General features: G+C 36.3%; 10 protein-coding genes. 4 read left to right on the top strand and 6 right to left on the bottom strand.

The features are described 5' to 3' along the window. Together K6D58_RS06385 and K6D58_RS06380 are read left to right on the top strand one after the other, a co-directional pair. Positions 1 to 1,003: carbohydrate binding domain-containing protein (locus K6D58_RS06385; protein WP_296828764.1), on the top strand; the 1,003-nt coding region annotated here is incomplete at its 5' end. 91 nt (positions 1,004 to 1,094) lie between these two features. After that, entirely contained in the window at positions 1,095 to 2,327 is a 1,233-nt protein-coding gene (locus K6D58_RS06380) for a glycoside hydrolase family 5 protein (protein ID WP_296828762.1), read from the top strand. Between the two features lie 327 nt (positions 2,328 to 2,654). On the opposite strand, the gene K6D58_RS06375 is transcribed toward K6D58_RS06380, so the two are convergent. The 3 genes from K6D58_RS06375 to K6D58_RS06365 are packed head-to-tail and all read right to left on the bottom strand — an operon-like array spanning position 2,655 to position 5,814. Next, positions 2,655 to 3,509: a carbohydrate ABC transporter permease gene (locus tag K6D58_RS06375; RefSeq protein ID WP_296828760.1), complete on the bottom strand. Its 855-nt coding sequence runs from the start codon at positions 3,507 to 3,509 to the stop codon at positions 2,655 to 2,657. Beyond that, complete coding sequence (locus K6D58_RS06370; RefSeq protein WP_296828759.1) at positions 3,509 to 4,444, bottom strand: carbohydrate ABC transporter permease; 936 nt, start codon at positions 4,442 to 4,444, stop codon at positions 3,509 to 3,511. The genes K6D58_RS06375 and K6D58_RS06370 overlap by 1 nt, the downstream gene beginning before the upstream one ends. 23 nt (positions 4,445 to 4,467) lie before the next feature. Continuing rightward, positions 4,468 to 5,814 (bottom strand): carbohydrate ABC transporter substrate-binding protein, encoded by a 1,347-nt coding sequence (locus K6D58_RS06365; RefSeq protein ID WP_296828757.1) that lies wholly within the window; start codon positions 5,812 to 5,814, stop codon positions 4,468 to 4,470. 190 nt (positions 5,815 to 6,004) lie between these two features. On the opposite strand from K6D58_RS06365, the gene K6D58_RS06360 reads away from it, so the two are divergent. Beyond that, positions 6,005 to 6,748: a helix-turn-helix domain-containing protein gene (locus K6D58_RS06360; RefSeq protein ID WP_296828755.1), complete on the top strand. Its 744-nt coding sequence runs from the start codon at positions 6,005 to 6,007 to the stop codon at positions 6,746 to 6,748. Here the strand turns inward: K6D58_RS06360 and K6D58_RS06355 are convergent. Beyond that, positions 6,724 to 10,035: a hypothetical protein gene (locus K6D58_RS06355; RefSeq protein WP_296828753.1), complete on the bottom strand. Its 3,312-nt coding sequence runs from the start codon at positions 10,033 to 10,035 to the stop codon at positions 6,724 to 6,726. The genes K6D58_RS06360 and K6D58_RS06355 overlap by 25 nt on opposite strands. 168 nt (positions 10,036 to 10,203) lie before the next feature. On the opposite strand from K6D58_RS06355, the gene K6D58_RS06350 reads away from it, so the two are divergent. After that, complete coding sequence (locus K6D58_RS06350) at positions 10,204 to 11,364, top strand: glycoside hydrolase family 5 protein (protein WP_296828751.1); 1,161 nt, start codon at positions 10,204 to 10,206, stop codon at positions 11,362 to 11,364. Between the two features lie 65 nt (positions 11,365 to 11,429). On the opposite strand, the gene K6D58_RS06345 is transcribed toward K6D58_RS06350, so the two are convergent. Together K6D58_RS06345 and K6D58_RS06340 are read right to left on the bottom strand one after the other, a co-directional pair. Next, a complete protein-coding gene (locus tag K6D58_RS06345) occupies positions 11,430 to 12,917 on the bottom strand; it encodes a glycoside hydrolase family protein (RefSeq protein ID WP_296828749.1) in 1,488 nt (495 codons plus the stop codon). Positions 12,918 to 13,129: 212 nt separating this feature from the next. Continuing rightward, a partial coding sequence (locus K6D58_RS06340) for a discoidin domain-containing protein (RefSeq protein ID WP_296828746.1) occupies positions 13,130 to 13,612 on the bottom strand: 483 nt, incomplete at its 5' end.

The raw sequence follows: 13,612 nt of genomic DNA, 5'->3' as shown, positions 1-13,612 counted from the left end.
TCATATTGAAAATGTTCGTCTCGAAAAAACAGGAGAAATAGATTTTGCAGCTAACGGTAAAGCTTGTCTCCCTGACGGAAATTACATTTTTAACGGACAGTTCCAGGAAGGAAAGCATCATCTTGGTGAATGGGAAATCATCAATAATGCAAAAGCAGAAATCAGTGTTACAAAAGACCGTGCAAAGTATCTGTGTGTTACTTCTCCAAAAAATGCAAAGGCAGAAGATGTAATTGTTAAACAAAGCGGCATTAAACTTGAAAAAGGAAAAGCTTATGTAATTAAGTTTGATGCCTACTCTTCAAAAACTACAAGCATCACTGCAAGATTTGCAGGACTGACAAAAACAGAAAGAGTTCTTCCTCTGCCGGCTGCAAAGAAAGGAAAGGCTGCAAGTCCTAATCATTACCAGTGGAATTTTATTCCTGAAGAAGATATGACAATTGATTTTGAACTTCTTTTAGGAAGCAATGGTAATTCAATTTACGTAGACAATGTTTACGTAAAAGAAAATGCCGTACTCTCCAACGGAAGTTTTGAAAGAAAAATGACAGGCTGGGAACTTTATGCCCACCAGAATTCTTCTGCAGCTGTTAACATAATTGAATCAGAAAATTCTAAACAGGCAAGTGTAACAATAGACAGAACAGGAAACCTGGACTGGATGATTCAGTTAAAGCAGAATGGATGTCTTCTTGAAAAAGGAAAGAAATACAAAATTTCACTTAAGGCAAAATCAGATCTTAACCGTACAATCATGCTGGCACTTCAAAGAGACGGATCTAAAGATGACAACTGGTACCCTTATTCAAACACACTCCGCTTTGAAGTAACACAGGACTTTAAAGATTACCAGTGGACATTTGTTATGGGAGGCGACACTGATCCAAATGTAATCTTTACCATTTCCATGGGTGCAGTTTCTGACAAAATCATTAATACAAAACACACAATTGTTTTTGATGATATTAAAGTTGAAGAAATTGACGCTTCTAAAAAATAAAAAACTGTAAAAATTATCCGTAGCTTTGAAAACGGAAGGTTACCCCTCCTGAAGTTTTCAAAGCTACTTTTTTGTTTTAAAGGAGTAACAAATGAAAATAAAATTATTAGCAGCTACCCTTCTGTCTTTAAGTTTTATGCTTGTTTTTAACAGTTGTCTTGGAAATGCAGAAAAAGAAAGTCCCCAGGTAATACCGGAAGATCTTCCTGACGGCACACTGGCATCTGACCTTACAAGCATTCAGTTTGCATTAAAAATGCAAGCAGGCTGGAATCTGGGTAACACACTGGACGCATCTTCTACAGGTGATAAAAACAACAAGGGCCTTTCTACAGAAACAAGCTGGGGCATGCCAGCTACCACAAGACAAATGATTAATGCAGTAGCTGAGGCAGGATTTAGAACCATAAGGATTCCTGTTTCATGGCATAATCATATTATTGATTCAAACCTTACCATTGATCCTCAGTGGCTTGCCAGGGTAAAAGAAATTACAGACTGGGCTCTTGATAAAAACATGTTTGTAATCCTTAACATCCACCATGACAATATTACTTCAAGTCAGCTGGCAAACACCTATGGCTACACCTTAAACACAAACTCTTCTGAACAGGAAGAATCACTTAAATACATAAAGGCAGTGTGGAAGCAGCTTGCTGAATACTTTAAAGACTATGACCAGCATCTTATTTTTGAAGTTTTAAATGAACCAAGAAACAGGGACGGTGAAAACGACGGTTTTGCAATTCCATCAAATCTTTCCCAGCTGAACGGAATTATTGCATCTTACAATCAGGCTGCCCTTAATGAAATCAGGTCCACAGGTTCCGGCAACAGTCAGCGTTTTATTATGCTGCCATACTACGCAACTTCGGCCTGTGATTATTCAGGCTGGAGCTTACCTTCTGACACAGCCAGTGATAAGCTTTTAATCTCTGTACACGCCTACTGTCCTTACGACTTTTGCATGAGCAACACAAGTGATTCAACTTTTGAAGAAAGTGACGAAGGCTCTTCCATCGACTGGCTTTTTAATACAATAAAAAATCAGTGGGTTTCTAAAGGATACGGAGTAGTAATGGGAGAGACAAGTGCCTCTGATAAGAATAATCTTTCTGAACGTCTTGAATGGTTTGACTATTATTACAAGGCTGCAAAAAAGAATAAGGTTGCAGTAATTCTATGGGACAACATGGTAATCTCCAGCGCCAGCGGAGGCCAGGGAGACATAAACTCCGGAGAATGCCACGGCTACTTAAACCGTACAAACCAGACCTGGTACTTCCCTGCAATCATAGAAAAAATAATGTCAGTAACAAATTAAAACAAAGCCTGGTGCAAAACCCGGCAATTATGGATTTTGACACGAAGGTCAAATCGAAATATTTACATTAATAAACACTCTAAAAAAAACAGCGTGCCAAGGATGGCACGCCCCAAGCTTATGTAATATAACTGCGAGTTTTGCTTTAGCAAAACTCGTCAATAATTAATTTTGACACGGAGGTCAAATAGAAATATTTACATTAACAAACACACTAAAAATAAAAGCGTGCCAAGGATGGCACGCCCTAAGCTTATGTAATATAACCGCGAGTTTCGCATAGCGAAACTCGTCAATGATTCATTTTGACATGGATGTCAAAATGAATCATTCTTTTACCCCACCCACGGTTACACCGCTGATGATACTCTTTGAAAGGAAGAGGTAAATGATAACAAGCGGAACGATTGCCATACAAATTACCATGTATACCTGACCAAGATCAAAGCTTTTATAATCTGCACCACGAAGCTGTGCAATAATAATTGGGACAGTCTTTTTACTATTGCTATCGATTACAAGTGCTGGAGTAAAGTAATTGTTCCATGAACTTACAAAAGCAAAGATTGCCTGAACTGCAATAGCAGGTTTCATCATTGGAAGGACAATCCTGTTAAAAGTAAGGAATTCATTACAACCATCTACTCTGGCAGCTTCTACAATAGAAACCGGTAAAGTTGACTGCATTGCCTGATACATATAGAAGAATACAACAGGTGATGCGATTGCCGGAATATAGAGAGCAGCAAGAGAGTCCAGCATCATGATATTTTCAAGAAGTTTAATAAATCCCAGGGCAGATACCTGTGCAGGAATCATCATAACAGCAAGGATAAACTTAAATACAAACTTTTTACCCTTAAAGTTATACATGTAGATTCCATAAGCAGTCATTGCAGAGAAGTATGTTGTAAGAACAGCAGCCATAAAAGAAACATAGACACTGTTAAACATAGCCCTGATGATAGGAGTATTTTCATCCGCCATAAGATTCTTAAAGTTATTAAGAAAGTTAGTACCAGGCAGGAACGAAAAACCAAGCTGAATCTGAGAGTTAGTTCTTGTTGAGTTTATAATAAGAATATAAAACGGAAACAAAGAAACTATTGATAAAAAAATCATCACTGCATAACAAAGCACGCGCCTTATTTTGAGTGTAGTAAAAGTTCCATAACGAATCATTATCTTCCTCCCTTAGAAGTCTTATACTGTTTCATTGTAATTGCATAAACAGAGAAACTTAAAATACCGGTAATAACAAATGTAAGTACAGAAACTGCACCTGCCATACCGTAGTTTTTGTTAACAAGATGTTTGTTAAGGTACATGATGATTGTCATGCTTGTTCTGTCAGGGATACCTTCACCATTAGTAAGGATCTGAGGAATATCAAACATCTGGATACCACCAATCAAACTGGTGATAATTACATAAACAAAAATAGGAAGAAGAAGTGGAATTGTAATCTTAAAGAAAATCTGCAAAGGAGAAGCACCGTCAATACGAGCTGCTTCAAAGAGACTTTCATCAATACCCATAATACCTGCCATAAGAAGAATGGTTGTATTTCCATACCACATAAGACAGTTCATTATAGCAACAAGTGTTCTTACCCAGTTAGCCGATTCAAAGTAACGGATATTTTCTTCTATAACATGGAATCTCACAAGGATGCTGTTAACAGGACCATCAGGAGAAAACAATGTAAAGAAGAGCATAGCAAAAGCACTTGCCATAATAAGGTTAGGCATGTAAATAACAGTCTTAAAGAACTGCTTAAACTTTAACCTTAATTCTGAATTTGTAAACCAAACAGACAGTACAAGTGAAAATATAATCTGAGGAATGAAGCCAAGTATCCACATTACAAATGTATTTTTTGTATAGCGCATAATGTCAGATTTGAAAACTTCCTTAAAATTATCAAGTCCAACAAAATTTGGTCCTATTTCTTCAAGTCCGATTCTGTAATTTTCAAATAAACTGTTTACAAAAGTTGAAACCAATGGAATAAGAGAAAAAACAATGAATACAATGAAGAAAGGAGCTATAAAAAAATATCCCCATCTGTCATATGAAATACTTTTCTTCTTTTTCTTTTTAATATCGTCACTCATACTGTCCTCCTGACCAGTTATAACTATTCGCTTAACTCAGAATGTACTTCGATAACTCCCTTATAGAAATTCTTCCAGGCCTTATCAAGTGTTACATTACCGTTGAAATAATCAGCCATGAATGTCTGAATCTTTTCTGACATTGTCTGGTCATACATAGAAATATTGCTTCTGTCGATAGATTTTGCAGCTTCTACGAAGAACTTAATATGGTTCTGTCCACCAAGGAATTCATTCTTGTAGTCGCTCTTAGCAACAGCTTCCATTGCTGGAACGTTGTTTGTAAAGTCACCATACTTCATAGCAAGGTCTTTCATTGTGTCAGCATCGCAGCAGAGTGTATCCATGATCATTCTGATTTCATCGATATTGTCTGTTCCGTCAGCAGCACAAAGCCATGTACCACCCCATGAGAATGACTGTGGTCCCTTACAGAATGCCCAGTCACCATATGAACCGTTACCAAGCTTCTTTGCACCATCAGCATCAGCAAGAGAGTTACCAGCCATAGTAAAGTCAATGAACCATGCAGGTCCAAAGTAGCAGAATACTTTTCCGTCAGCTGACATACCCTTGTTGCTTTCTGGTGACCAGAGTGAAGCACGGTTATTGTATCCGAGGTCTGTATAGCGTTTTGTCTGATCAATCCAAGCTTTAATCTGTGGATCGATGTTTATTTTTCTATCCTTTGTTACCCATGAAGATTTCATGTTGTCAGAGAATGCGCGGAATGAATCATCATAACCAGAAAGCATGTAGTATCCCTTTGCCTTTGCTTTTGCAGCAACTGCATCAAATTTTTCCCATGAAGAGAGCATTGGACCAACTTTTTCTGGATCATCTGTACCAAGAACAGCCTTTGCAATTGAGCGTCTGTAAATAAGACCAGCTGGAGTAGCCTGCCAAGAAACACCCTTAAGTACACCATTATTGTCAGTCATAACATCCTGTGTATACTTATACTGGTTAGCAAGCTGTGCATCAGTAAGACCAACTGCACTTCTTACATCAACTGTAGCAAACTGATTAACATACTTAAGAGCGTAGTCAGCTTCTACGAGGAAGAGGTCAACCCTCTTGTCCTTTTCTGCTTTTCCCTGGCGAAGAAGAGCGTCATCAAGTTTCTTCTGATAAACGTTGTCTTTGTTAGGGTTGATTACCCAGTTAACTTTTACATCAGCTGGAAGTTTCTTTTCTGCATAAGTAACAAATCTTTCTTTGAATTCATTGTTCCATGCATAGATGTTAAGAACTTTTCCCCCGTTAGATACGCCAACAGGACCCCTCTTCTCCTTGCTGCAAGAAGAGAGACTAACAAGTGAAGTCAATGCAACAGCTGCACTAACACAAACAGAAATAATTTTTTTCATATTTTCCTCCTAAAAAATTATTTTCCATGTTAAAATATTATTCAGCTCAGACAGGCAGGACCGAACCACCAGTACAAACCCGTCTTTGCAGAAAAATTCTAAAACCGTAAATACGGTAAAAATATCAGAATATTATCAAAAATATCAGATATTTAAGTTTATTAATTTTTGCAAAGCTACGAGGTTTTTTATGGGTATTAAAGAAGAACTCACCAGAATTGAATTTAAAAATCGCGAATACATGATTAACCATATTCCTTATGACAGAGAAATGGCCTTTTACCAGAGTATCAGAAACGGCGATATGGAAGAGATGAAAAAACTTTTTAAACCTTTGTGTGTTGAAGGATTCGGAAAGCTTAGCAATAATCCCCTCAGAAACATTAAGTACCATCTTATCATTACAGTTGCATTTATCACCCGCTACTGTATTGAAGGTGGCCTTGAAATGGAATCTGCTTACAACCTTAGCGATATTTACATACAGAAAATCGATCAGTGTACAAGCGAGGAAGACATTCACAAAATCCATGTTGAAATGACTGAAGCTTACGTTAGAAGAATGCAGGAACAGAAGACAAGGAAGGTATATTCCAAGCCTATAAGTCTTTGCATTGATTACATTTACGATAACCTTCATTCCCGAATCTCTCTTAATGAACTGGCTCAGGTATCTTCATTAAGTCCGTCTTATCTTTCTAAGCTCTTCCATAATGAAGTAGGTACCACAATAGCACAGTACATTACCACTAAAAAAATTGAAGCAGCAAAAAACCTGCTGATATACACAGAGAACACTCCGGTGGACATTTCCAATTACCTTTCATTCAGTTCGGAAAGCCACTTTATAAGTGTATTCAAAAAAATCACCGGGCTGACTCCAAAGAAGTTCCGTAACATCCACTTTCGCTATAATTTTGCAAAATCGGAATAGACTTCAATGTGGTCAATTTCACCAGAGCGGGAAAAAAGCTGTCGGCTGATCTTTTTGCTCAATGTATTACCACTTATATTTTCGCACAGATTTGAATTAAAATAAACTGAAATTTGTCTTAATTTTGCCTTAAAGTAGCAAATTTTCGTTCCACAGTAGGTAAATTTCGCTATTTTTTCACAATTCAGCTCATTTTTTCCAAGCTGAGATAAATCAAACACAACTTTTGAGTCTTTTATGGAGATTCCAAGCTCCTTAAAACGGGTAATAATCTCTTCTTTTACCTGGCCGGTCATTCCAGGCTGTCTGGCCCCTTCCATATAAGGAGTGTGGGAATAAGGATCAAAAGGAAAAGCTCCATACAAATCAGGGGATTTTGCACAGGCCAATCCTTTTTTAATATCTTCATAATAATCCTTTAATTCCGGATATTTTATATAGTTTTCCTGAACTGCCTGAAGCAATTTTGCAACCTGATGCCAGTAAATGCAGCCTAAACCTTCATAACCGTAAAAACTTCCGGAACGGCCGGTAAAGAGTTTATGGTTAAATGTTTTTTCATACAAATCAAGAAAAGCCTTACGTGTCATCTGGTCAGGTCTACATTGGTCGGTTAAAGAATCCATTTTTTCTTCCAGACAGCTGTTGTTCTTTAATGATGAATCAAAATGATAGTTACCGTTACAATCCTTCTTTAAAATTATGTCAGGATTTTTTTCTACATATTTAAGAACATCTTTAATATCATTTTTAGTCAGACAATTTTTCTGGCCAAACTTTTTTAATGATGAATTTGGATACAGGAGATAAGACTGCTGATGTTTTTCGTATAAAGGACTGACACGCAAAGCTGAACATAAATCCAGTACATCATTTTTATTAAGAAGACCAGAAGCAAGTATGGCAACCTGTCCTTCAAGCATAAGTTTTAAATTTACAATTTCAATCCTGTCATCACAAATCCTTATTGTATTGTAAGAATGATAAAGATTATCCTTACGTTTATTAAAGACAATTGATTCCATTACAAGCTGATTTATTTTTTTTAAGAGCTCTGAAATTCTTTCTGCAGGAATTAATAAATCAATATTTTTTTCGTTTACATAAAATGAATTTCTTTCTTCTTCAAAAAGAATACCTGCCCTGTCACAAAAATCTTTTCTTCCGTAAGAATCAGTTATTGCATTACTTCCATAGTTTTCATAAAGCTCAGCTGTTTTTTCTAAAGTAATATAAACCCTTCTGTCCACAGGAACTTCTTTTTTTATATCAGAGTAAAGTTCTATAAGAAAAGTTAAGCTTCTATATAAATGACAAAGAGTAACAACAGATGCACCATAACCTGCAAGAGCATTGTTTGCATCATTCCATTCAGGGCGCTGCATGTTCATCCAGATACCTGCAGCAGGAATATGATTAAGGGCCTTTGCAAGAATAATCTGTAAAAGTTTTGTACTTAAACTAAAAAGAAGAGGCTCATTATTGTTATCAAGTAAAAGCCTTGCGTCACTTCCAATTTCTTTTTCCATTAAATGAATTTTTTTATTCAGTTCATAATCAAAATTAATTGAGTGACGGGGATCCTTTAAAATTTCTGAGTAAGATTTAATTCTGTAAGGAACATTAACAGTAGTAAAAATATTTTTTAAGAAGAGTGCTTTTAAATCATCCCTGTCATAGTCAGAATAAAATTCCAGAAAATTCTGAAGATATATTAACTGATGATCAGTCCAGTAACCGTACTGTGACCAGGGATTATCTTTTTCCGGAACTTCCCAGTCCGGACCAGAGCGGCTTATGCGGTAAGGATTAAAACCATCACAAGTCATGTTATTTAAAAAGACTGACACAAAATTTTTTACATACTCAGGATAAGACCAGACAAGAGCTTCCCAGTTTTGAAAAATATCCCTCCAGTTACCTTCATAATTCATAACAGGCTTATTTTCTTTTTCAAGAACAATATCAAACTTATTCCATGGGCGGCTTGGATCTCCGTGCCTGCGGGAAAAACAAAGAGGAAGATACTCAAGAGCAAGACGCAGTAATTCATTATTCTGTATAGAATTAATACGGTTGTAAAATTCATCATAAGACAAAACTTCATTACTTTTAAAAAGGGATTTAAGCTTTTTAGCGTAAGAAAAATTGCGGACAGAAACAAAATCCATAAAATCATCTGTATGGATTTTTCCATTGTCGTAAAAAATTCCTCCACGCATAATATTGAACATAACATTTGTACGGTGATGAACAGATGTCATAAAATCTCCGCACTCCTGTAAACCATCTGCATCTTGTATTAAAGATTCAAGTTCTGCATCTGTTTTTTTTATATCATTTTCAAGAATTTTCCAGGCAAACTTTCTGTCTTTAATTAGTGATTTAAGTTCTTCAAGTTTACAAACATCAAGATTTACATCCAGCACCTGTTCCCAGCATTCAGCCTGACCTGATTCAAGACTACTTTTATGAAGAATATAACACTCACCTCTTTTTCCAAGAGACTCATCCGGATAAAAGATTCCATTCTCCTGAATAAAATCCTTAACTGCATTATCAGAAATAATTACTTTATCAAGAGTTGTAAACCAGCTGACATTTGTTAAAAGACATTCACTTGGTTCTGCCTTATCTGTTACAACAGAAGACAAAGAAAACAAAGCAATGTTTCCTTCTTCATCAACTTCATTTTTTTTGTAAGCATCAAGAAGAACACTTTTTGTATTTTCCATCTGACTTGAAATACAGGAACTTAAAATATTTCTGCAGCCATCAAGAACTTCAAGCTTAATGTTGTGACCGGAAAAATTTTTTATATAAACTGTTTTAACAAGACCAAATTTTTTACTTGAAGTCCAGCCATATCTAAAGCACAAACCTTCCATGGCATTTACTTCTTCAAAAATAATTTTGCTTCCGTTTAAATTTTTATAAAGATTTCTTTTTATATGAATATTTTTTTCATGTCTGCTGCAGGAAGATGATAAAAGTGATTCAAAAGGCTGCCAGATTTTTCCAAGCTTACCGTCTTTAAAAATTTTAATAATAGTTAAAGGACCTGTTGTATTTTTTACATCCCTTATTCTGTCACAAGTCATATAAGGAAATAATGCCTGATCAGAATTTTTCCTTCCGGCAGAGATTCCACCATGAGCCCACAAAAAATTCCATACATCAGAAGAAGAAGTTATGGTCATAAAAAAATCATTCATGCAATCATAATTTTCTATTTTATAAAACTCTTCTCCATCTAATTCTATAAAGCTTCCGTTAACTTTTGCCATTTTATCACCCTTTACTATTAATCTGTAAAAATGATAAAAAGGCTTTTTTTAGAAAAATATCAATTAAGTGTCTTTTTTATAAAATTATTGAAATAAAAAATAATATTTTTATATGTTTCTTCTATTTTATAGACCTATTATTCTTTAATAATATTCAAGGAGACAAAAATGAAGAAGATTATTATTACCCTTGTTCTGACTGCCTTAACCTTAACCGCTCTTACTGCAAAAGGAAAAAGAAAAGAATTCAGCCAGATAAACTCTTTTGAACTGGTAAAAGAAATGAAGACAGGCTGGAATCTTGGTAACACCCTGGATGCAAACGGAAGCAGCGGACTTAACTCACAAACAAGCTGGGGACAGCCTTTGACAAGTAAAGAAATGATTGAAGGAATTGCTGATGCAGGTTTTAGGACAATACGAATTCCTGTAAGCTGGTCTAATCACATCACTGGTAAAAATCACAAAATAGACAAAGAATGGCTTAATCGTGTTAAAGAAATTGTTGACTGGGCAATAGATGCTGAACTTTATGTAATTATAAACATTCACCATGACAATTATTCTTCTCCTTCTGGTATTGCCTATGGTCAGGGCTATTATCCAAATATGGTCAGCTGGAACGAAAGCATGCTTTTTGTAAAAGATGTGTGGACTCAGATAAGCAAAACCTTTAACAATGAATATGATGAACACCTTATATTTGAATTATTAAATGAACCCCGCCTTATTGGACACCAGCACGAATGGTGGGAAGCAGAAGGCTGCAATGACTGTAAATATGCAGCACAAACCCTTAACAAATTAAATCAGGTTGCTCTTGATGCCATAAGAAAATCAGGAGGCAACAATGCAAAGCGTTTTGTTATGATTACAGGACTTGCAGCATCTCCCCACAGCCTTCTGGATTTTGACAACTTTGTAATTCCCCAGGATACAGAAGAGGGACGCCTTTTAATCTCGGTACACATGTACAGTCCATACTCTTTTGCCATGGAAAACCCCGGAGATACCATTCTTAAGGAATCACACATAAAAGAAGTAAACGCAACTTTTGAACAGCTTAATGAAAAATTTATTTCAAAGGGACTTCCTGTTGTAATCGGGGAATACGGAGCAACAAATAAAAACAATACTGAAGAAAGAATAAAATGGTTTACCAACTTTATTTCTGAATCAAGAAAATACGGAATGTGCTGCTGCCTCTGGGATAACGGAGACTGGAATGCTGCAAATACTTATGCAGAAAAATTCGGCTTTTACAAGCGCACAGAACAAAACTGGTATTTTCCGGAAATTATAGAAGCAATAATGAAATCCTGTGAATAAAAAAAAAGGCTTAAACTGCTAAGTCATTTAACAGTTTAAGCCTCTATGTAATCTAAATAATTAAATTAGAAACCAAATGCATCAATAAGTGCTGTCATTTCTTCAAGTGTTACTTCTACACTTGCACCGTGACGGATATCACCATCAGGCCATGAAGTCTTATCATTTTCTTTCCAGAACTGGAAGTCACTGGTTTCAAAAGTAGCAAATACCTTTGTCTGATTAGCATCATGAGCATCAAGAACACAAAGCCACTTGTCTACACCAGCGTTTGGCCTGAAGCAGAACATACCTTCACCCTGGTTGTAAGTTCCGCCTGCAGCTTCCTGAACCTGTTTTCCGTTCCAGCCGCGGCCCCAGATACAGTTTGCATTGAATGAATTAGGAAGAAGAGATGTTGAATAGTTTTCTCCCATTCCGTAGTATCCGGATTTTTCATCTTTAAAGAAAATATAGAACTTACCTTTATCATCAGTACATACAGAAGCATCAATATTTGAATTTGCCGTATTATTTGGTGTAGGTTCAAAATAAACCTGAGCATCTGTAAAGGTTTCAAAATCATTGGTATAATTTACAAAAGTTCGTCTGTAACCAAATCCGCGTCCGCTGGTTGTTTCATATTTATTCTTCTTAGGATTGTAAGACTTACTTGTAGTTCCGTTTGTTTCTCCGGAACCGCTCCAGATTACACCGTAAGTATAAGTTTCTTCAGTTTCAGGATCTGTAAAAATTACTTCCCCGTTGTCGTGAATGATTTCAGGTGCCCAGCAGAACTGATAGTTGCCGTATGCAGCCTTAAATGCAGTCTTTTCTTCATCACTTACCATCTGAATCTGACGTTCATTTGTCCATTCAGTCATATCATCTGAATCGGCAAAAATAAGACAGGTTGTGTTAACGTTCCAGTAATCATTGGTTACATAATCCCAGTTTGAAACATCACTTATAGTATTATCATAAAGACGGTGATTTCCCGGCGAGCTTGGAGAAAGATAAGTCGTCCAGTCGGTAGCAATCATTAAATACTTTCCGTCCGGCTTTTTTACGATATAAGGATCACGAACACGGTTTCCGCCGATAGTAGAAAGCTGGAAAACACCTGTATTTCCGTTAAGAGACTGCCAGTGTAATCCGTCAGTAGTTACAGCAAGGTGAAGGCTCTGTTCTTCAAGAGTGCTTCCGGAATCACGGAAATATCCCATTACGCGAAGACATCTGCCGCCTTTTTCTGCACATACTGTTCTTGTAACAGTATTAGCCTTTGTTGTTGTTCCATCAGACAAAGTTGCATAAACAGAGAAAGTGTATTCTTCTCCATCATCCAGTCCCTGCCATTCATAGTAATTGTTAGCAGATCCGGTGTTAACATAAGACTTAACACTGGAATTTTCTACAATACCAATGTTATAAGAAACAGCATCAGAAACCTTTTCCCAGATAATAAAAGCATTTGCAGAGCTTGACGAGCTGCTGTCCTCACTACAGCTGGAAGCACTGAAAACCATACCTGCAGCTACAACTGCTGCAATAGTTGTAAATAATTTTTTCATTTTCACTCCTTAAAACCTTTTTTATTTTAATTATTTACCCGCTATAACAAAAACTTTGTAAATTCCCCAGTACTTCAGTCAGTGAAGTAAAGTGATTTACAAGTTTGACTACAGTTTCCCATTTATGAAAACGTTTTCAAAATAATTTTAAGCTATCCCTTAATTTTTTTCTTTAAATATCTTTAAGATTATTTAGATTCCCCCTATTTTTTTTACTGGCCGTAAACCTGAACTTCGTAAAATCCTGTGCACCAGGAACCATTTACAGTTGAATGAGGGGCATTTGAACCATTAGTGGTAGCACGCTTTTCACTGATAACATCAATCATTATGTATTTATATGCTGTCTCAGTTGAATCAAAAACCTGGGTATTAAAATTCATCATTACATTGTCAGAACAGTCCTTTATAAGGGACCAGCTGTCAGAAGCCTGAGCCTTACCGTAAATATTGTAAGTACAGTAAGCTTCACTACCCTGAAGTGTATAGAATGAAATATCAACACCATTAATGCTGTAGGTATCACCAAGATTTACTACAAAATCAAAGTTGTAGTCTGAACCACGGTAAAAGTTAGAAGCCTGCATGTTTCCGTCTACAGCATAATAGGCATTGCAGGAAGTGCTGGCTGTTGAACTTAAAGAAGTATCACCCTGATAAGAAACAATTTTTCCACGCTGAACCGGAACCATAAG

Origin of the sequence: Treponema sp. (genome assembly GCF_024696245.1) — a bacterium.
Classification (GTDB): Bacteria; Spirochaetota; Spirochaetia; order Treponematales; family Treponemataceae; genus Treponema_D.
This window is presented reverse-complemented; position numbering and strand designations above follow the sequence as displayed.

Coding starts and splice junctions, on each gene's coding strand:
- K6D58_RS06380 (WP_296828762.1), top strand. CDS start 1,095: ATGAAAATAAAATTATTAGCAGCTACCCTTCTGTCTTTAAGTTTTATG.
- K6D58_RS06375 (WP_296828760.1), bottom strand. CDS start 3,509: ATGATTCGTTATGGAACTTTTACTACACTCAAAATAAGGCGCGTGCTT.
- K6D58_RS06360 (WP_296828755.1), top strand. CDS start 6,005: ATGGGTATTAAAGAAGAACTCACCAGAATTGAATTTAAAAATCGCGAA.
- K6D58_RS06350 (WP_296828751.1), top strand. CDS start 10,204: ATGAAGAAGATTATTATTACCCTTGTTCTGACTGCCTTAACCTTAACC.
- K6D58_RS06370 (WP_296828759.1), bottom strand. CDS start 4,444: ATGAGTGACGATATTAAAAAGAAAAAGAAGAAAAGTATTTCATATGAC.
- K6D58_RS06345 (WP_296828749.1), bottom strand. CDS start 12,917: ATGAAAAAATTATTTACAACTATTGCAGCAGTTGTAGCTGCAGGTATG.
- K6D58_RS06365 (WP_296828757.1), bottom strand. CDS start 5,814: ATGAAAAAAATTATTTCTGTTTGTGTTAGTGCAGCTGTTGCATTGACT.
- K6D58_RS06355 (WP_296828753.1), bottom strand. CDS start 10,035: ATGGCAAAAGTTAACGGAAGCTTTATAGAATTAGATGGAGAAGAGTTT.